This window comes from Pseudomonas sp. H3_D04 (assembly GCF_054669175.1).
Genome location: NZ_CP162801.1, coordinates 1,153,592 through 1,173,108 on the forward strand (window position 1 = coordinate 1,153,592; position 19,517 = coordinate 1,173,108).

Consider the following 19,517-nt stretch of genomic DNA (forward strand, 5'->3'; position numbering starts at 1 on the left):
AAGACCCGATGCCGGTTGCTGTCCATCCAGTGCGGATTCTCGCAGCGAGGTAACGACATGCCAAACGACTCCCGCCCTGCCGTGCTTGAACTGATTGGCAATACGCCGCTGGTGCGCGTCAGCCGTTTCGATACCGGCCCGTGTACGCTGTTTCTCAAACTCGAATCACAGAACCCCGGCGGTTCGATCAAGGACCGCATCGGTCTGGCGATGATCGATGCCGCCGAACGCGATGGCCGTCTGCAACCCGGCGGCACCATCGTCGAAGCCACCGCCGGCAACACCGGCCTCGGCCTGGCCCTGGTCGGCCGTGCCAAAGGCTATCGAGTGGTGCTGGTGGTGCCGGACAAAATGTCCACCGAGAAGGTGTTGCACCTCAAGGCCATGGGTGCCGAGGTGCACATCACCCGTTCCGACGTCGGCAAGGGTCATCCCGATTACTATCAGGACGTGGCGGCGCGGCTGGCGCAGGAGATTCCTGATGCATTCTTCGCCGACCAGTTCAACAACCCGGCCAATCCGCTGGCCCACGAATGCAGCACCGCGCCGGAGATCTGGGCACAGACCCAGCATGATCTGGATGCCATTGTCGTCGGCGTCGGTTCGGCCGGCACCCTGACCGGGCTGACGCGCTTCTTTCAACGCGTGCAACCGAACCTGGAAATGGTGCTGGCCGATCCGGTCGGTTCGGTGATGGCCGAGTACAGCCGCAGCGGCACCCTCGGCAAGGCCGGTTCATGGGCGGTGGAAGGCATCGGCGAAGACTTCATTCCATCGATTGCCGACCTTTCCAGCGTGCGCCACGCCTATTCGATCAGCGACGAGGAAAGCTTCGATCACGCCCGTCAACTGCTGCGTGCCGAAGGCATTCTCGGCGGTTCCTCGACTGGCACTTTGCTGGCGGCGGCGCTGCGTTATTGCCGCGAGCAGACCGAGCCGAAACGGGTGGTCAGCTTCGTCTGCGACACCGGCACCCGTTACCTGTCGAAGGTCTACAACGACCAATGGATGAACGATCAGGGCCTGCTGCAATACAAGCGCTACGGCGATCTGCGCGACCTGATCGCGCGGCGTTTCGAGGATGGCCGCGTCATCAGCGTCGGCCCCGACGACACGCTGCTCACCGCCTTCCAGCGCATGCGCCTGGCGGATGTATCGCAATTGCCGGTGCTGGCGGACGGCAAGCGGCTGGTCGGCGTGATCGACGAATCCGATATTCTGCTGGGCGTGCACGAAGACGCTTCGCACTTGCGCATGCCCGTAGCCAGCGCCATGACTGACAAGTTACAAACCCTGCCGGCAAACGCCAGTCTGGCCGAACTGCAGGCGGAGCTCGATCGTGGGCTGGTGGCGATCATCGCCGACGCCTCGGGCTTCCATGGCCTGATTACGCGAGTCGACCTGCTTAATCACTTACGGAGATCGCTTACATGAGTCAGCACGATGAATCCGGCGCGCCCCGCGCCTTCGGCACCCGTGTGATCCATGCCGGACAGACGCCGGATCCTTCCACCGGGGCGCTGATGCCGCCGATCTACGCCAACTCCACTTACTTGCAGCAGAGCCCTGGCGTGCATAAGGGCCTCGACTATGGCCGCTCGCACAATCCGACGCGCTTTGCGCTGGAGCGTTGCGTGGCGGACCTCGAGGGCGGCACCCGGGCCTTCGCCTTTGCCTCCGGGCTGGCGGCGATTTCCACGGTGCTCGAACTGCTTGATGCCAACGCGCACATCGTCTCCGGCAACGACCTGTACGGCGGAACGTTCCGGCTGTTTGACAAAGTCCGTCAGCGCAGCGCCGGGCATCGCTTCAGCTACGTCGACCTGACCGACCTGTCCGCCTTCGAAGCGGCGTTGCAGGACGACACGCGGATGGTCTGTGTCGAGACGCCGAGCAATCCTTTGCTGCGCCTTTCTGATCTCGCCGCCATTGCGCGTATCTGCCGCGAGCGCGGCATCCTCTGTGTCGCCGACAACACCTTCGCCAGCCCGTGGATCCAGCGCCCGCTGGAGTTGGGTTTCGATATCGTGGTGCACTCGACGACCAAGTACCTGAACGGCCACTCCGACGTGATCGGCGGCATTGCGGTGGTCGGGCAGAACGCCGAACTGGCCGAGCGCCTGGGCTTTTTGCAGAACGCGGTAGGTGCCATCGCCGGGCCGTTTGACGCGTTCCTCACCCTGCGCGGCGTGAAGACCCTGGCGTTGCGCATGGAGCGTCATTGCAGTAACGCGCTGGAGCTGGCGCAATGGCTGGAGCGTCAGCCGCAAGTGGCACGCGTTTACTATCCGGGCTTGCCGTCGCACCCGCAGCACGAATTGGCGCGGCAGCAGATGCGTGGATTTGGCGGGATGATTTCCCTCGACCTGAACAGCGACCTGGCTGGCGCCAGACGCTTCCTTGAAAATGTGCAGATATTTGCCCTGGCCGAGAGCCTGGGCGGGGTGGAAAGCCTGATCGAGCATCCGGCAATCATGACGCATGCCACCATCCCCGCAGACACTCGTGCACAACTCGGGATCGGCGATGCGTTGGTGCGTTTGTCCGTGGGGGTCGAGGATGTCGAGGATCTGCGCGCTGACCTGGCTCAGGCGCTGGCGCGGATTTGACGTTCAGCAGGCATAAAAAAATCCGGAATCCCTGAGGGATTCCGGATTTTTGTTCAGGCCCGGATCAGCTGCCTTTGACAGCCTTGCCGTTGACCGTACCGTCGAGGAGCATGATGTTGTACTCCTTGCCATCGGTTTCGACCTGTTGCAGGCGAACCAGCAGGTAATCCCAATCCTTGGCGAACCACAGGACGGTGATGCGCTTGCTTTGCGTCGGGTCGCGCACGCGCTCGACCTTGATCGCATCGATCTGGCCGGCCTTGGTGTCGACTTTCTCCGAACCCAGCACGCGGAAGTCATACGTATCGACTTCGCCATCATCGACGACCTGATAGCTCATGCTTTTTTTGCCGGCGGCCACATCGTGTTGCAGGGCCAGCTGATAGGTGGATTTGTCGACCATGCCACGGTTCAGCGGGATCTTGACCGCATCACCGCGATCGGTGCCAGTGACCATTTTGTTGGTCCAGTCGAAGTCCAGGTCGGCTTTCTTGGCTTTACCCAGACCACCGCGTTCGAAGTGGTAGGACTGGGGCAGCAACGTGTCCTTGTCCAGGGTCAGGGTGCTTTCTTCTGTCAGGCTGGCGATCATCATCGAGGCCTTGAAGCTGAGCTTCCAAACACCGTTGGCACCCTGGGTCAGGCTGCGTTCAGCCGTGCCACTCATGGGCAGCTGCTTCCAGTCGGCGGTGTAGCTGGCGGAGAAAGGTTGAAGGTCTGCAGCCTGCGCGAAAGGCAGGGCAAACAGAGCGCAAGCGAAGAGCAGGGCGCGACGCATAAAATCTCCTAGTTTCGAATCAAGTGGCCGCTGGCCGCGAGTAACTTTCCATCCAGTAAAGCACCTTGCTCACCGAGCGATAAACGGCCTTCGGCAAACCAGCGTACAGCCATCGGGTAGATCAGGTGTTCCTGAACATGGACTCGCTGCGCCAGACTCTGCGGCGAATCGTGCAACTCTACCGGTATTACTGCCTGTACGACCAGTGGTCCGCCATCGAGTTCCTCGGTGACGAAGTGCACTGAGCAGCCATGTTCCGTGTCGCCGGCTTCCAGCGCGCGCTGATGAGTGTGTAACCCTTTGTATTTGGGTAGCAGCGAGGGATGGATGTTGAGCAGGCGACCCGCGTAGTGGCGCACGAAGTCAGCGCTGAGAATGCGCATGAAACCGGCCAGTACCACGAGTTTGGGGTTGAAGGCGTCGATCAGTTCGATCAGCGCGGCATCGAAGGCTTCGCGGCCTTCGAAAGCCTTGTGATCCAGGGAGCGGGTGTCGATACCCGCGTCCCTGGCGCGTTGCAGGCCGTAAGCGTCGGCGCGGTTGGAAATCACCGCGGCGATGCGGACCGGGCTGTCGCCGGTCCGCGTGCTGTCGATCAAGGCCTGCAAGTTACTGCCGGTGCCGGACAACAGCACCACCACATCACAGGTCTGGGACATCAATGAGCCTTGAGGTTCTTCAGTTCAACCTGGGCTGCGCCTTCGGCAGCGGTGGCGATCTGACCGATAACCCATGGCTGCTCGCCGGCTTCACGCAGGACGTTCAGGGCAGTTTCAACGTGCTCTTGAGCCACGCAGATGACCATGCCCACGCCGCAGTTCAGCACGCGGTGCATTTCGTTTTCGTCGACGTTGCCTTTCTCTTGCAGCCAGTCGAACACGGCAGGGCGGGTCCAGCTTGCGACGTCAACCACGGCTTGGGCGCCTTTTGGCAGTACGCGCGGGATGTTGTCCAGCAGGCCGCCACCGGTGATGTGGGCCATGGCTTTGACCGCTCCGGTGTCCTTGATCAGCTTGAGCAGCGGTTTCACGTAGATGCGGGTCGGGGCCATCAGCAGGTCGGTCAGCGGTTTGCCGTCGAGCTGGATGTTTTCGATATCGGCACCGGAGACTTCGATGATCTTGCGGATCAGCGAGTAGCCGTTGGAGTGCGGGCCGGAAGACGGCAGGGCGAGCAGGGCATCGCCGGCAGCGACTTTCGAACCGTCGATGATTTCGGATTTTTCCACGACGCCGACGCAGAAGCCGGCCAGGTCGTAGTCTTCGCCTTCGTACATGCCAGGCATTTCAGCGGTTTCGCCGCCGACCAGGGAGCAGCCGGACAGTTCACAGCCAGCGCCGATGCCGGTCACGACCTGGGTCGCGGTTTCGACGTTCAGCTTGCCGGTGGCGTAGTAGTCGAGGAAGAACAGCGGCTCGGCGCCGCAGACCACCAGGTCGTTCACGCACATGGCCACCAGGTCGATGCCGATGCTGTCGTGCTTGTTCAGGTTCAACGCCAGGCGCAGCTTGGTGCCCACGCCGTCGGTGCCGGAAACCAGTACGGGCTGCTTGTAGCCGGCCGGGATTTCGCAGAGGGCGCCAAAACCGCCCAGGCCGCCCATGACTTCCGGGCGCGCAGTGCGCTTGGCGACGCTCTTGATGCGTTCGACCAATGCTTCACCGGCGTCGATGTCTACACCGGCGTCCTTGTAGCTCAGGGAGGGTTGCTTGCTCATGATCCAGGCCTTTAGGGGGGATTCAGGGGTAACGACCGAGTCCAGTGGGACCGCTGAAATAAACGAAGGCGAGCGCCTTGCACGAATTTCAGGGTGCCCGGCTGTTGCCGGTCTGCGAAGGCGCGCGATTTTATCAGGCTTGAAGGGCAGCGGCCATCCTCACGCCGACGGCAGGGGCATATCGGCTGAAAAAAAACCTCTATTGCCCGTGTTGGTCGCCGCCTCGATGGCTGTATAAGGTATCGCGATTAACCGTCTATCGTTATGACAGTGCGAAAAACTTAGTCAGATCGTGGTGAATGTTTTGCGCAGGGATGTGGTCACAGCCTTGCTCGATCATCTTCATGCGGTCTGTTCCAGCCGCTCTCGTCGTCAGGAATCTCCCATGCGTTTTTTTTCCAGATTTTTATTTGCAGGCTGTTTTTCACTGGTCAGCCTGGCGAGTCATGCCGAAACCGTCAAAGGCCTGTATCAAGTGCGCGAGCCTGTCAGCAGTCAATCGTCAGAGGAACGCGACCAGGCGACCCAGCGCGCGCTGGACACCCTGGTGCTGCGCCTGACCGGTGATCCCAAGGCTGCGCAAAGTCCGGGGTTGGCGGCGCTGCGCAAAGACCCGCAACAGATCATCAGTCAATACGGTTTCGACGCCGGTCCGCCGGAAGTGCTGAAAGTCGATTTCGACCCGGCCAGCACCGAACAAGCCTTGCGCCGCGCCGGGTTGTCTTTGTGGGGGACGAATCGGCCGTCGATCCTGAGTTGGTGGTTGAACGACTCCGCCGAGGGATCGAGCCTGGTGGGCGATGGCCAGTCCAGCGCCGCGCCGTTGCGTCGCGCAGCCCAGCATCGTGGTCTGCCGTTGCGATTGCCGTTGGCGGACCTGAGTGAGCAACTGGTGGCTACGGCACCCAACCTTGAAGGGGCAGATGCAACGCCGTTGCGCGCTGCCTCGGACCGTTACAACGCCGATGCCTTGCTCGCGGTGCATGCCCGGGAAGAGGGCGGCCAGTGGCAGGCCAAATGGAACATGTGGCTGGGCGACAAGAAAGAGGCGGGCAGCGTACAAGGGGCGGATCAGGCTGCAGTGGCCGATGCAGTGATGCTGGCGGTCAGTGAGCGACTGGCACCGCGGTTTGTCGTCAAGCCGGGCGCTTCGGGCGAACAATTGCTGGAAGTGCAGGGCATGAACCTGGAACGCTACGCCGCCCTTGGACGCTTGCTGGAGCCCTTTAGGGCGCGCCTGCAAACGGTTGATGGCGAGCGCATTCTCTATCGGGTCAATGGCAGCGCCGAGCAGTTACGTTCGCAGCTGTCCCTCGCGAAGTTGCAGGAAGTTCCAGCCGGTGAGGCGCCTGCACCGGCAGCGCCTGCGCAGCCAGCCGAGGGTGCGGCGCCGGTCGTTGCACCAACCCCGGCACCGGTGCCACAGCTGAGATTCCGTTGGTAAGGTTTTCTTTCTTTATATAGATGCATATGGAGTGGTACATGGCGGATACGCGGCGTTGGTTCTGGTTGGGTGGGGTGGTTCTGCTCTGCGTGTTTGTCTGGTTGTTGCATCCGATCCTGACGCCCTTTCTGGTCGCGTTGCTGCTGGCCTATCTGTTCGATCCGTTGGTGGATCGGCTGGAAAAGGCCGGTCTGTCACGCACCTGGGGCGTGGTGGCGGTGTTTGCGCTGATCACCTTGATCTTCACCACATTGCTGCTGGTGCTGGTGCCGATGCTCGCCAAGCAGTTGTTTCGCTTGTATGAACTGGCGCCGCAGATGCTTGACTGGCTGCAGCACACTGCACTGCCGTGGGCGCAATCAAAATTCGGACTGTCGGATAACTTCTGGAAGTTCGACAAGCTCAAGGCCGCGATCAGCGAACACATGGGCCAGACCACCGACATCGTCGGGGTGGTGCTGAGTCAGGCGACGGCGTCCGGGCTGGCGTTGATCGGCTGGCTGGCGAATCTGGTGCTGATCCCTGTAGTGAGTTTCTACCTGCTGCGGGACTGGGACCTGATGATGGCCAAGATCCGCAGCCTGCTTCCCCGTGATCGTGAAGAACGCGTCGTGACCCTGGCGGGCGAATGCCATGAAGTGTTGGGGGCATTTGTGCGCGGGCAGTTGCTGGTGATGCTGGCGCTGGGCGTGATCTACGCTGCGGGCTTGATGCTGGTGGGGCTGGAGCTGGGGTTGTTGATCGGCCTGATCGCAGGCCTGGCGGCCATTGTGCCGTACATGGGGTTTGTCATCGGGATCGGCGCGGCGTTGATCGCCGGCCTGTTCCAGTTCGGTGGCGATCTGTATCCCATGATCGGCATCGTTGCGGTGTTCATGGTCGGGCAGGCACTGGAAGGCATGGTGCTGACGCCGTTGCTGGTGGGCGATCGTATCGGTCTGCACCCGGTGGCGGTGATCTTCGCGATTCTGGCGGGGGGCGAACTGTTCGGCTTTACCGGCGTGTTACTGGCGTTGCCGGTGGCGGCGGTGATCATGGTGCTGGTGCGCCATGTGCATGATTTGTATAAGGATTCTGATATCTACAGTGGTGTCGACGAACCGGAGCTGTAAGAGTCGTTGAAGTCCTGTGGCGGGCGGCCTGGTTCCATGCCAGGTCGGCCCGTATCCCTCGCGCGGCTGTCACATGCGCCGCCAAAGAAACTGTCATGAAACCAGGGCGTTAACGCAAACCTTTGATTTTGCTTGTGGTCTGTCGCATTGTGCGACCCGCCTCACGGGTATAAACTTCGCAAACTTTACACAGAGGCCACTAACGGTTCCTTTGGAACTGTTCAGTCAGCATGAAACCGATTCAGCTGCCCCTAGGTGTGCGTCTGCGTGATGACGCTACCTTTATCAATTACTACCCAGGCGCCAATGCCGCTGCACTCGGCTATGTCGAGCGGCTATGCGAAGCCGACGCCGGCTGGACAGAAAGCCTGATTTATCTCTGGGGCAAGGACGGGGTAGGGCGCACGCACTTGTTGCAGGCCGCCTGCCTGCGCTTCGAACAACTGGGGGAGCCGGCGGTGTATCTGCCGCTGGCCGAGCTGCTGGACCGCGGCATCTCGATCCTCGACAACCTCGAACAATACGAACTGGTCTGCCTGGATGATTTGCAGGCCGTGGCCGGCCGGGCGGATTGGGAAGAGGCGTTGTTCCATCTGTTCAATCGTCTGCGCGACAGCGGTCGGCGTCTGTTGATTGCTGCATCAACCTCGCCGCGTGAATTGCCGGTGAAACTGGCTGACCTGAAATCGCGCCTGACCCTGGCACTGATCTTCCAGATGCGTCCGCTCTCTGACGAAGACAAATTGCGCGCCTTGCAACTGCGTGCATCCCGTCGCGGCCTGCACCTGACCGATGAAGTCGGTCATTTTATTTTGACTCGTGGTACCCGCAGCATGAGCGCGCTTTTCGAGCTGCTTGAGCGTCTCGATCAGGCCTCCCTTCAAGCTCAGCGCAAGCTGACGATCCCGTTCCTGAAAGAAACTTTAGGCTGGTAAAACCTAAGCTTGGCGGGGGTTTTGGCATATTTCAGGCGCCAGAAAATCCGCTTTCCTACAGGGTGCAGGCTGCGCGAGTGTCTAAATGGGGCTTAAGCGCTTAGATGTAATCGCGAAACCGGGAAGTCACATAAAGTTCGATTGAATTTGCAAATGAGGATGATAGCGGGCATAGTCTCGGCTTCTTTACAACTATCAGCCACGGTCGTGCCCATGCTAAAGCGCTTCGCACCCCTCGTGCCTCTCGCACTCGTCACCCTGTTGTTCGGTTGCGCTGCCCACTCCCCAGTGACTCAGCAAGAGCAACAACAGCAGGTCAAGAATTCAGTTACTGCGCAGTCTTCTTCCGTTCTTTTCCAGGAAGAGCTAGCCACCGATAAAGAACTGGCAAACTTCGCCGATGGCAAGTCGTACCAGCTTCCGGTTCTGGCTGACAGCATCCTCGAGCGTGGCATGTCCCTGATCGGTACCCGTTACCGTTTCGGCGGCACCTCCGAGGCTGGCTTCGATTGCAGCGGTTTCATCGGTTATCTGTTTCGTGAAGAAGCCGGCATGAACCTGCCGCGCTCCACTCGCGAAATGATTAACGTCGACGCTCCGCTGGTAGCTCGCAGCGCGCTGAAGCCGGGTGATCTGCTGTTCTTCGCCACCAATGGTCGTCGTGGTCGTGTCAGTCACGCCGGGATCTACCTGGGTGACAACCAGTTCATCCATTCCAGCAGCCGCAAAAGCGGTGGTGTCCGGGTCGATAGCCTGGGCGACAGCTACTGGAGCAAGACCTTCATCGAAGCCAAACGCGCCCTCGCGATGGCTCCGACCGTGGTCACTGCACGCAAATAAGGCTTAACCTGTCGCCACGTGGGTGGCGACAACTACCTCTTCGCAACGAAGTAGGCGGACACTTTGTAAGGCGAACTTAAAGTCTTACTTGAAGTTTGGCCCATAGCCGCTAGAATCCAGATCTATTATTGATGGCAAACCGCCTGCGTCCTGCGCAGGCGGTTTTCTTTTCTGCCTTCCCGGCAGAAAAAGCCGCAGCCAGATCAGGATGTTCTGCTTATGACGATGTCGGCCCGCCTCGCAATCATGTTCTTCGCAGCGCTGCTCAGCGCCTGCGCCAGTCGCACACCGCCGCCTGCGCCGGTGGTTCGTGCCCCCATTGTTTTCGGTAACCCACAACCCTTTTCCCCCGAGGCAGAAGACGTGCTGTTCCGCGCGCTGGGCCTGGTGGGCACGCCGTATCGTTGGGGGGGCAACACGCCGGATTCGGGCTTCGATTGCAGCGGCCTGATCGGTTACGTCTACCATGACGTCACCGGTATTTCCCTGCCGCGTACCACCCGAGAAATGATCAGCATGCAGGCGGCCAACGTCGGCAAGGAAGGCCTGCAAACCGGTGACTTGATCTTCTTCGCCACCAATGGCGGATCCCAGGTCAGTCATGCCGGTATCTACGTCGGTGAAGGTCGCTTCGTTCATGCGCCGGCCACTGGCGGCACGGTGAAGCTCGACAGCCTGTCCAAGGCTTACTGGCAGAAGGCTTATCTGAGCGCCAAGCGCGTTCTGCAGCCTGAACACCTGGCGCGCAATCCGTAGCGTCCTGTCCGAAGAGGTTGTCATGACCGCTCGCACTCTCAATCTCGACGATGCCCTGTATCAATACCTGCTCGACGTTTCCCTGAGGGAAACGCCGCTGCTCAAGCGCTTGCGCGACGAAACCCAGGCGATGCCAATGGCGCGCTGGCAGGTAGCGCCGGAGCAGGGGCAGTTCCTCGCATTATTGGTCAAACTCATTGGTGCCAAGCGCTTGCTGGAAGTCGGTACGTTTACCGGTTACAGCGCCCTGTGCATGGCCGCTGCATTGCCGCAGGGCGGTTCGCTGATTTGCTGCGACATTCCCGGCGACTACAACGCTATCGCACGCCGTTATTGGCAGGAAGCGGGGCTGGCCGAGCGAATTGACCTGCGGCTGGCCCCTGCACTGGAAACGCTCGCTATGCTGGATCAGCCGGAGGCGTTCGACCTGATCTTCATTGATGCCGACAAGTCCAACTATCCGAACTATCTGGAGCATGCACTGCGTCTGCTGCGCGTCGGCGGGCTGGCGGTGTTCGATAACACGCTGTGGAGTGGGCGGGTGCTTGAGGAGAATCCCGAGAGTGCAGACACCCGAGCCATCCAGGCGCTCAATCGCGCCTTGAAGGATGACGCGCGTGTGGATCTGTCGTTGTTGCCGTTGGGTGATGGGCTCACGCTCTGTCGTAAACGCTGATCCTTGTAGGAGCGAGGCTTGCCCGCGAAGGCGTCGGCACATCCAACATTGATGTTGCCTGACCTACAGCCCTCGCGGGCAAGCCTCGCTCCTACACGGCGGCTATTTATCGGCCGAAACGCGCCACACCTTGTTTCCCACATCATCGGCCACCAGCAAAGCGCCCTGCTGATCAATCACCACGCCTACGGGCCGACCCATGGCTTTTTCATCTTCGTTGAGGAAGCCTGTCAGTACATCAACCGGTTGACCGGTCGGCTTGCCACCCGCGAACGGGACGAAAATCACTTTATAGCCACTGTGCGGCTTGCGATTCCAGGAGCCGTGCTGGCCGATGAAGGCGCCTTCCTTGAATTGCGCGGGAAGTGTGTTGCCCTCGGCAAACGACAGGCCCAGCGATGCGGTATGCGGGCCGACCGCATAATCCGGGGCAATGGCCTTGGCCACCAGATCTGGGTTTTGCGGCTCGACGCGGATATCGACGTGCTGGCCGTAGTAGCTGAAGGGCCAGCCATAGAACCCGCCGTCCTTCACTGACGTGATGTAGTCCGGCACCAGGTCGCTGCCGATTTCGTCGCGCTCATTGACCGCCGTCCACAGGGCTCCGGTCTGAGGTTCCCAGGCCAGGCCGTTCGGATTACGAATCCCCGAGGCGAAGATCCGGTGATTGCCGGTGGCGCGATCCACTTCCCAGATCGCCGCACGACCTTCCTCCTGATCCAGGCCGTTTTCGCCGACGTTGCTGTTGGAGCCGACGGTGACGTACAGCTTGCTCCCGTCCTTGCTGGCGATGACGTTTTTGGTCCAGTGGTGATTCAACGTGCCGCCCGGCAGATCGACCACCTTGATCGGCTGCGACTTGATCGCGGTATCGCCATTTTCATAATGAAAGCGCAGCAAGCGGTCGGTATCGGCGACGTACAGGTCATTGCCGACCAGGGTCATGCCGAAGGGCGAATTGAGGTTTTCCAGGAATACCGTGCGGGTTTCGGCGATGCCGTCGTGGTCCTTGTCCCGCAGCAGCGTGATGCGGTTGGGGCTAGGGACGCCGGCGCCGGCACGGCCCATGACTTTGCCCATCACCCAGCCGCGAATGCCTTTGCCGTCATCGGGTTTGGGAGGGGCATTGGTTTCCGCCACCAATACATCGCCGTTGGGCAGTACGTAGAGCCAGCGCGGGTGATCGAGCCCTTCGGCAAATGCCGCTACCTGAGTGCCTGCCGCAGCGGTGGGTTTTGCACCCTCCGGCCAGCCGATCGCCGGGGCGATATTCACCGTCGGGATCAGGGTCTTGTTCGGCTCGGGCAGCTTGGGTGACGGGCCGGTGCCGTCGGAGACTTGCAGGCTGGAGGTTTCACCACAGGCGGCGAGCCCTCCGGCGAGCGCGATGACGAGAACGAGCTGAGTCTTGCGCATGCTGGACTTCCCTATGAATGCATTGACTTAGTCATAGAGAAGCTTAGACGCGCGATGGTTCAACCGGTCAGCCGCGGGCTTCCTTGAGCAGCACGGCGATGCCGGGGTGATAGTGACCGGCTTCGTTGCGCAACTTGCGATAGGCGTACGGGAAATACCAGGCCACGGCGCAGCTGTGTTCCTTTTGCAGGTCGTCGACCATGTCCTGGAGTTCTTCCGGGGTCGCGCTCTGTTGGGCCTTTTGTGGCGCAACGAACAGGCAGCCGAGTTTCAGGTCGCTGGCGTAGCTGATGCGTTTGGCGTCGCTGGTGATGTCCTGCAGCGCCTGGCTCAGGTTCAGGCTGTTGACCTTCGGCCAGCGTTGAGTGGCCTGAAGGTAGGCGCGTTCTTCGGCGGTGGCGATAAACAGGTCGGCGCGGCTGTTGCGTTCGCCTTCTTCGTTCTGTTTACGGGTCGGCGTTTGTTGCAGCGTGACCATTTCCGCCATCCAGGCCGCGGCGCAGAGCAGGCCAAGGTTGGCTTTCTCGTCGTACCAATAAGGCGTGTCGTTATCGCCGCGCACGGCGTTAAAGCGGTCGATACAGTCAAACCAGCGTTCCAGCACCGGTCGCAGGAATTCCAGCTTCGGATTACTGATGATCATGCCTTGCATGTCGCTCACCCTTGTAATTGTGTTGTTGGGTTTATGGCGCTTTGATATCACTGCTGGCAGTATGGCGCAAGATTGACGTCAGGTTATTGATGGGCGGCAGTCTATCGAGAATCCGTGCCCTGTCTTCAATTGACGCTCCCCCCCAACCCTCTAACCTTCGCGGCTTGTTTCAGGTGCTCTGTGGCGAAGCCGACAGAGTGAAACAGGGAAGCCGGTGAGTGACTCTCTTCAAGCGACGAAGAGTCATGATCCCGGCGCTGCCCCCGCAACGGTAAATGAGTAAAGACTGCGTCTTGAGCCACTGTGTCGACTGTCGATATGGGAAGGCGCGCAGTCCGGCGCAAGCCGCTCATGAGCCCGGAGACCGGCCTGATTCATCCAACGGCATCACGGTGGGCGATGCCAGGCTTGTTGCCGTCTATTCTTGTGCCTGCCCGCCGTTATCCAGCCTCAACGGAGAGCTCCCCATGACTGATTCCCCTGATCGTGACGAACGCCACCTGGCGCGCATGCAGCGCAAAAAAGCGGTGATCGACGAACGCATCGCCAACTCCCCGAACGAGTGCGGTCTGCTGCTGGTGCTGACCGGCAACGGCAAAGGCAAGAGCAGCTCGGCCTTCGGCATGCTCGCCCGGTCCATGGGCCACGGCATGCAGTGCGGCGTGGTGCAGTTCATCAAGGGCCGTAACAGCACCGGCGAAGAGCTGTTCTTCCGCCGCTTCCCGGAGCAGGTGCGTTTTCATGTGATGGGCGAGGGCTTCACTTGGGAAACCCAGGACCGCCAGCGTGACATCGCCGCCGCCGAGGCCGCATGGGCGGTGTCCCAGGAACTGCTGCGTGACCCGTCGATCGGTCTGGTGGTGCTGGATGAGTTGAACATCGCCCTCAAGCACGGCTACCTCGACCTCGATCAGGTACTCAGTGATTTGCAGGCGCGTCCGCCGATGCAACACGTGGTGGTCACCGGTCGCGGCGCCAAGCCAGAGATGATCGAACTGGCCGACACAGTCACCGACATGGGCGTGATCAAGCACGCGTTCCAGGCCGGCATCAAAGCGCAAAAAGGCGTCGAGTTGTGAGCCGCACTTTATGAATAGTCATCGTCATTGCCCGGCGGTATTGATTGCCGCGCCGGCCTCCGGTCAGGGCAAGACCACCGTCACCGCCGCGCTGGCCCGTTTGCACCGCAATCAGGGGCGCAAGGTCCGCGTGTTCAAATGTGGCCCGGACTTTCTCGACCCGATGATTCTCGAACGCGCCAGCGGTGCGCCGGTGTATCAACTGGACATGTGGATGGTCGGCGAGCAGGAAAGTCGTCGTCTGTTATGGGAAGCGGCCGGGGAAGCCGACCTGATCCTGATAGAAGGCGTCATGGGCCTGTTCGACGGCACGCCGTCCAGTGCCGACCTGGCGCGGCACTTCGGTGTGCCGGTGCTCGGCGTGATCGACGGCACGGCCATGGCGCAGACCTTTGGTGCGTTGGCGTTGGGGCTGGCGAAGTATCAGCCGGACTTGCCGTTTGCCGGTGTACTGGCCAACCGCGTGGGCACGCTGCGTCATGCGCAATTGCTCGAAGGCAGCCTGACGGAAGGCTTGCGCTGGTACGGCGCCTTGTCGCGGGAAACCGCGATCGAATTGCCCAGTCGGCACCTCGGTCTGGTCCAGGCCAGCGAGTTGAATGATCTGGACCTGCGCCTCGATGCGGCGGCCGAATCGCTGGCCAGCAGTTGCGATGTGGCGCTGCCGCCTGCCGTGGAGTTCGCCGGGCCCGACGTGATCGCCGCCGAGCCTTTGCTTAAAGGCATCCGAATTGCCGTGGCCCGTGATGAAGCGTTTGCCTTCACCTACGGCGCGAGCCTGGACTTGCTGCGGGCCATGGGCGCCGAGTTGCTGTTCTTCTCGCCGATCCGCGATGCTGATCTACCGGAAGCTGACAGCCTTTATCTGCCGGGCGGTTATCCGGAACTGCACCATGTGGCGCTGTCACAGAACACCTCGATGCTCGACGCGATCCGCGCCCATCATGCTGCCGGCAAACCGTTGCTGGCCGAGTGCGGCGGGATGTTGTACCTGCTCGATTCGTTGACTGATGTCGAGGGAACTCGCGCCGAACTGGTGGGCTTGCTCAAAGGTGATGCGGTGATGCAAAAGCGTCTGGCCGCGCTGGCGTTGCAAGCGGTTGAGTTGCCGGAAGGTTCACTGCGTGGGCACACCTATCACCATTCGTTGACCAGCACCGAACTTGAGCCGATTGCCCGTGGACTCAGTCCGAACGGCGGGCGTGGGGCGGAGGCGGTTTACCGTGAGGGGCGGATGACCGCCTCTTATGTGCATTTTTATTTTCCGTCCAACCCCACCGCAGTCGCCGCGCTTTTTGCGCCTGACCTTGATGCCGCCTTCGCGAGCAGGCCGAATCGTCGCACCGTCGCTCCTACAATGGATCACCTAACCCCTGTAGGAGCGAGCCTGCTCGCGAAGAGGCCATGACCGACAACGCATTCTCCGAAGCCGAACGCGAAGCGGTCTACCGAGCCATCGCCGAACGTCGCGACATGCGCCACTTCAGTGGCGGCACCGTCGAGCCCGAGTTGTTGCGGCGTCTGCTCGAAGCCGCCCACCAGGCCCCGAGCGTCGGCCTGATGCAGCCCTGGCGCTTCATCCGCATCAGCGACCGGGCCCTGCGAGGCAACATCCAGCGACTGGTGGAAGAAGAACGCATCCGCACCGCCGAAGCCCTCGGCGAGCGCACTGACGAATTCATGAAGCTCAAGGTCGAAGGCATCAACGACTGCGCCGAGGTGTTGGTCGCCGCGCTCATGGATGATCGAGAGCGCCACATCTTCGGTCGTCGCACCTTGCCGGAAATGGACATGGCCTCGCTGTCCTGCGCGATCCAGAACCTCTGGCTGGCCTCCCGCGCCGAAGGTCTGGGCTTGGGCTGGGTGTCGCTGTTCGAACCGCAAGCGCTGGCGAACCTGCTGGGTTTGCCACCCGGGGCCAAGCCGTTGGCGGTTCTTTGTCTCGGCCCGGTCAAGGAATTCTATGCGGCGCCGATGCTGGTACTCGAAGGGTGGGCGCAGGCGCGTCCGCTCAGTGAGTTGCTGTATGAAAATTATTGGGGAGTGAGTCAATGAGTGTGGCGTTATTGAGCGTCGCCGCGGTTGCGCTGGACGCGCTGCTGGGTGAACCCAAACGCTGGCATCCGCTGGTGGCGTTCGGCCGTTTTGCCGACCGCATCGAGCAACGTTTCAACGGTGAGGGACGTGGCTGGCGCAGCCATGGCGTCACCGCGTGGGTAATCGCGGTCGTGCCGCTGACCTTGCTCGCCACGGCTTTTTCCTGGGCACCGTATGTGGGCTGGATTGTCGAGATTCTCGCGCTCTATTGCGCCCTCGGCATGCGTAGCCTTGGTGAGCACGTCGAGCCGGTGGCCAAGGCTTTGCGCAGCGATGATCTGGACGAAGCCCGCAAGCGCGTGGGTTATTTGGTCAGCCGTCAGACCAGCGAACTGGATCAAACCGAAGTGGCCCGTGCCGCCACTGAATCTGTCCTGGAGAACGGCAGCGACGCAGTATTTGCTGCGCTGTTCTGGTTTGCCGTGGCCGGTGCGCCCGGTGTGGTGCTCTATCGCTTGAGTAACACCCTCGATGCCATGTGGGGTTACCGCAACGAACGCTTCGAACGTTTCGGTTGGGCGGCGGCGAAGATCGACGATGTCCTCAACTACCTGCCTGCACGCCTGGTGGCGTTGACCTACGCGCTGCTGGGCAAAACCCGGCTGGCCTTGAAATGCTGGCGCACCCAGGGCCCGACCTGGGACAGCCCCAACGCCGGGCCCGTCATGGCGGCCGGTGCCGGTGCGCTCGGCGTCGAGTTGGGCGGGGCGGCGATCTATCACGGTGAAGTGCATCAGCGCCCGCAACTGGGCGAAGGCGTGCCGGCGGATGCCGATTCCATCGACCGTGGCTGGCAATTGGTTCAGCGCGGGGTATGGTTATGGCTGCTGATTCTCTGCGTGGGAGCTGAATTCTATGCTTGAGCACGGTGGTCGCTTGCGCAAGGCCGCGCTCGAATATGGCATTGCCGAAGCTGACTGGCTGGACCTGTCCAGCGGCCTCGCGCCGTGGCCATTCCCGATCCCGGACATTCCGTTGCGCGCCTGGGCGCGCTTGCCGGAAACCGATGATGGTCTGGAGCAGGCTGCTTGCGATTATTACGGCACCGGACAGGTGCTGCCGGTGGCCGGTTCGCAAATGGCCATCCAGTTACTGCCGCGTTTGCGTCGGGCCGGTAAGGTCGGCGTGCTGTCGCCGTGTTACGCCGAACACGCGCACGCATGGCGCAGCAATGGTTACATCGTGCGCGAGGTGCTGGAGCAGGAAGTCGACTTCTATATCGACAGCCTCGACGTGCTGGTGGTGGTCAACCCGAACAACCCGACAGGCTTGAGCCTGAGCACGAGTCGCTTGCTCGACTGGCATGCCCGACTGGCCTCGCGCGGCGGCTGGCTGGTGGTGGACGAAGCGTTCATGGATAACACGCCGGCGTTGAGCCTCGCGCCGTTTGCCCATCAGGTCGGCCTGATCGTGCTACGTTCCTTCGGCAAGTTTTTTGGCCTGGCGGGTGTGCGATTGGGCTTTGTGCTGGCTGAGCGCAAGCTGCTTAAACTGCTCGCAGAGCAGGTGGGCCCGTGGGCGGTCAGCGGGCCGACACGCGTGTTGGGCCAAGCCTGTTTGCTGGACACCGAAGGCCATGCAAGGCAGCGCGCGCGCAGCGAAGAGGCCGGCAAACGCCTGGCACTTTTGCTTGGGCAGTATGGTTTGCAGCCGCAGGGTGGCTGCGCCTTGTTTCAATGGCTGATGACCGAGCATGCCGAAGCGCTTCACGAGTTCATGGCCAGGCGCGGCATCTTGCTGCGGCTGTTCGCCCACAACAGCAGCGTGCGTTTCGGCTTGCCGGCGGATGAAGCCGATTGGCTGCGTCTTGAGCAAGCGCTTCAAGCCTTCGTAAAGGAAGCCCAATGACAACATTGATGGTGCAGGGCACCACCTCCGACGCCGGTAAAAGTACGCTGGTGACGGCGTTGTGTCGCTGGGTCACGCGTCAGGGCGTGCGCGTCGTGCCGTTCAAACCGCAGAACATGGCCCTCAACAGTGCCGTGACCGCCGACGGCGGCGAGATCGGCCGCGCCCAGGCGGTGCAGGCCCAGGCGGCCAACCTGGAACCGCACACTGACATGAATCCGGTGCTGCTCAAGCCCAACAGCGACACAGGCGCCCAGGTCATCATCCATGGTCGCGCGGTCACGACCATGAACGCGGTCGCCTATCACGACTACAAAGCCATCGCCATGCAAGCCGTACTGGCTTCCCATGAACGATTGAGCGCGGCGTATCCGGTGGTCATGGTCGAAGGCGCGGGCTCGCCGGCCGAGATCAATCTGCGTGCCGGCGACATTGCCAACATGGGCTTTGCCGAAGCGGTGGATTGTCCGGTGGTGTTGATCGCCGACATCAATCGCGGCGGGGTGTTCGCGCATCTGGTGGGCACGCTGGAACTGCTGTCGCCGACCGAGCAGGCGCGGGTCAAAGGCTTCATCATCAACCGTTTTCGCGGTGACCTCGCCTTGCTGCAACCCGGCCTCGATTGGCTGGAAGCGCGCACCGGCAAACCGGTGATCGGCGTGCTGCCGTATGTGATGGATTTGCACCTGGAAGCCGAGGACGGCATCGATCAGCGCCAGGCCGACAAGGCTGAACGCGTGCTCAAAGTGCTGGTGCCGGTGCTGCCGCGCATCAGCAACCACACCGATTTCGATCCGCTGCGCCTGCATCCGCAAGTCGACCTGCAATTCATCGGCCCCGGCCAGGCAATCCCGCCGGCTGATCTGATCATTCTTCCCGGCTCGAAAAGTGTGCGCAGTGATCTTGCGTACCTGCGGGCCAATGGCTGGGACACGGCCATCAGTCGTCATCTGCGTTATGGCGGAAAAGTGCTGGGGATTTGCGGCGGTCTGCAGATGCTCGGTGAGCAGGTGCACGATCCGCTGGGCCTCGAAGGCGCGCCGGGTTCCAGTGCTGGCCTGGGCTTGCTGGCGTTCGAAACACAGCTCGAAGAAGAGAAGCAATTGCGCAATGTGCGCGGTCGTCTGGCGCTGGAGGATGCGCAGGTCAGTGGCTATGAAATCCATGCCGGGGTGACCACCGGGCCAGCGCTGGAAAACGCTGCGGTGCAGCTGGACGATGGTCGCTGCGATGGCGCGCAAAGTGTTGACGGGCAGATTTTCGGCACCTACCTGCATGGCCTGTTTGAATCCCCGGCGGCGTGCAGTGCGCTGCTGCGCTGGGCGGGTTTGCAGGAGGTGCAGGACGTGGATTACCACGGGTTGCGCGAGCGGGATATCGAGCGGTTGGCGGATCTGGTGGAGAAGCATTTGGATACCGCGTTGTTGCGTGAGCTCTGCGGTTTTTGAGAGGACGCTTTCGCGGGTAAGCCTCGCTCCTACAAGGTCAAGAGCGGCTCAGCCCTGTAGGAGCGAGGCTTGTCCGCGAATAGGCCAGCAGCTACACCGCATATTTAAGG

General features: G+C 61.4%; 19 protein-coding genes and 1 riboswitch. Of the genes, 14 read left to right on the forward strand and 5 right to left on the reverse strand.

The features are described from left to right. Positions 1-57: 57 nt before the first annotated feature. Together AB4N91_RS05545 and AB4N91_RS05550 are read left to right on the forward strand one after the other, a co-directional pair. On the forward strand, positions 58-1,434 hold the full coding sequence (locus AB4N91_RS05545) for a pyridoxal-phosphate dependent enzyme (RefSeq protein ID WP_077749778.1): 1,377 nt from the start codon (positions 58-60) through the stop codon (positions 1,432-1,434). Further along, complete coding sequence (locus AB4N91_RS05550; protein WP_077749779.1) at positions 1,431-2,609, forward strand: trans-sulfuration enzyme family protein; 1,179 nt, start codon at positions 1,431-1,433, stop codon at positions 2,607-2,609. Before AB4N91_RS05545 ends, AB4N91_RS05550 begins: the two co-directional genes overlap by 4 nt. Positions 2,610-2,673: 64 nt before the next feature. Here AB4N91_RS05550 and AB4N91_RS05555 read toward each other — a convergent pair whose 3' ends face one another. The 3 genes from AB4N91_RS05555 to purM are packed head-to-tail and all read right to left on the reverse strand — an operon-like array spanning position 2,674 to position 5,104. Further along, complete coding sequence (locus AB4N91_RS05555) at positions 2,674-3,387, reverse strand: DUF3108 domain-containing protein (protein ID WP_077749780.1); 714 nt, start codon at positions 3,385-3,387, stop codon at positions 2,674-2,676. Positions 3,388-3,395: 8 nt separating this feature from the next. Further along, positions 3,396-4,046: a phosphoribosylglycinamide formyltransferase gene (gene purN, locus AB4N91_RS05560; protein ID WP_077749781.1), complete on the reverse strand. Its 651-nt coding sequence runs from the start codon at positions 4,044-4,046 to the stop codon at positions 3,396-3,398. Further along, positions 4,046-5,104 carry a phosphoribosylformylglycinamidine cyclo-ligase gene (gene purM / locus AB4N91_RS05565; protein ID WP_010456810.1) on the reverse strand — a complete coding sequence of 353 codons (1,059 nt, stop codon included), beginning with the start codon at positions 5,102-5,104 and terminating at the stop codon, positions 4,046-4,048. Before purM ends, purN begins: the two co-directional genes overlap by 1 nt. Positions 5,105-5,489: 385 nt before the next feature. Between purM and AB4N91_RS05570 the strand changes: the two genes are divergently transcribed. From AB4N91_RS05570 to AB4N91_RS05595, 6 genes are all read left to right on the forward strand, one after another. Further along, complete coding sequence (locus AB4N91_RS05570) at positions 5,490-6,548, forward strand: DUF2066 domain-containing protein (RefSeq protein WP_102595119.1); 1,059 nt, start codon at positions 5,490-5,492, stop codon at positions 6,546-6,548. A 38-nt stretch (positions 6,549-6,586) separates the two neighbouring features. Beyond that, entirely contained in the window at positions 6,587-7,660 is a 1,074-nt protein-coding gene (locus tag AB4N91_RS05575; protein WP_010456806.1) for an AI-2E family transporter, read from the forward strand. Between the two features lie 230 nt (positions 7,661-7,890). Next, positions 7,891-8,595, forward strand: coding sequence for a DnaA regulatory inactivator Hda (gene hda / locus AB4N91_RS05580; RefSeq protein WP_010456804.1), 705 nt, complete (start codon positions 7,891-7,893; stop codon positions 8,593-8,595). 213 nt (positions 8,596-8,808) lie between these two features. Beyond that, the gene (locus AB4N91_RS05585) at positions 8,809-9,435 is read left to right on the forward strand and encodes a C40 family peptidase (protein WP_010456802.1); all 627 of its coding nucleotides are present in this window, start codon (positions 8,809-8,811) and stop codon (positions 9,433-9,435) included. 219 nt (positions 9,436-9,654) lie between these two features. After that, complete coding sequence (locus tag AB4N91_RS05590; protein WP_010456801.1) at positions 9,655-10,191, forward strand: C40 family peptidase; 537 nt, start codon at positions 9,655-9,657, stop codon at positions 10,189-10,191. 22 nt (positions 10,192-10,213) lie between these two features. Next, positions 10,214-10,867 carry an O-methyltransferase gene (locus AB4N91_RS05595; RefSeq protein WP_154912293.1) on the forward strand — a complete coding sequence of 218 codons (654 nt, stop codon included), beginning with the start codon at positions 10,214-10,216 and terminating at the stop codon, positions 10,865-10,867. A 102-nt stretch (positions 10,868-10,969) separates the two neighbouring features. Here AB4N91_RS05595 and AB4N91_RS05600 read toward each other — a convergent pair whose 3' ends face one another. Then, the gene (locus tag AB4N91_RS05600) at positions 10,970-12,283 is read right to left on the reverse strand and encodes a PQQ-dependent sugar dehydrogenase (RefSeq protein ID WP_460112168.1); all 1,314 of its coding nucleotides are present in this window, start codon (positions 12,281-12,283) and stop codon (positions 10,970-10,972) included. Positions 12,284-12,350: 67 nt separating this feature from the next. After that, positions 12,351-12,935, reverse strand: a complete 585-nt coding sequence (locus tag AB4N91_RS05605; RefSeq protein WP_077749786.1) for a hypothetical protein — start codon at positions 12,933-12,935, stop codon at positions 12,351-12,353. A gap of 154 nt (positions 12,936-13,089) precedes the next feature. Beyond that, positions 13,090-13,322: riboswitch (cobalamin riboswitch) on the forward strand. An 80-nt stretch (positions 13,323-13,402) separates the two neighbouring features. Between AB4N91_RS05605 and cobO the strand changes: the two genes are divergently transcribed. The 6 genes from cobO to AB4N91_RS05635 are packed head-to-tail and all read left to right on the forward strand — an operon-like array spanning position 13,403 to position 19,407. Next, the gene (gene cobO, locus AB4N91_RS05610; protein ID WP_077749787.1) at positions 13,403-14,014 is read left to right on the forward strand and encodes a cob(I)yrinic acid a,c-diamide adenosyltransferase; all 612 of its coding nucleotides are present in this window, start codon (positions 13,403-13,405) and stop codon (positions 14,012-14,014) included. 10 nt (positions 14,015-14,024) lie between these two features. Further along, a complete protein-coding gene (locus tag AB4N91_RS05615; RefSeq protein ID WP_145305818.1) occupies positions 14,025-15,422 on the forward strand; it encodes a cobyrinate a,c-diamide synthase in 1,398 nt (465 codons plus the stop codon). Then, positions 15,419-16,069: a 5,6-dimethylbenzimidazole synthase gene (gene bluB, locus AB4N91_RS05620; protein WP_200666764.1), complete on the forward strand. Its 651-nt coding sequence runs from the start codon at positions 15,419-15,421 to the stop codon at positions 16,067-16,069. The genes AB4N91_RS05615 and bluB overlap by 4 nt, the downstream gene beginning before the upstream one ends. Continuing rightward, positions 16,066-16,974 (forward strand): adenosylcobinamide-phosphate synthase CbiB, encoded by a 909-nt coding sequence (gene cbiB, locus AB4N91_RS05625; RefSeq protein WP_200666762.1) that lies wholly within the window; start codon positions 16,066-16,068, stop codon positions 16,972-16,974. The genes bluB and cbiB overlap by 4 nt, the downstream gene beginning before the upstream one ends. Continuing rightward, positions 16,967-17,959 (forward strand): threonine-phosphate decarboxylase CobD, encoded by a 993-nt coding sequence (cobD, locus tag AB4N91_RS05630; RefSeq protein WP_169856677.1) that lies wholly within the window; start codon positions 16,967-16,969, stop codon positions 17,957-17,959. Before cbiB ends, cobD begins: the two co-directional genes overlap by 8 nt. After that, positions 17,956-19,407, forward strand: a complete 1,452-nt coding sequence (locus AB4N91_RS05635; RefSeq protein ID WP_083376020.1) for a cobyric acid synthase — start codon at positions 17,956-17,958, stop codon at positions 19,405-19,407. Before cobD ends, AB4N91_RS05635 begins: the two co-directional genes overlap by 4 nt. Positions 19,408-19,517 lie beyond the last annotated feature (110 nt).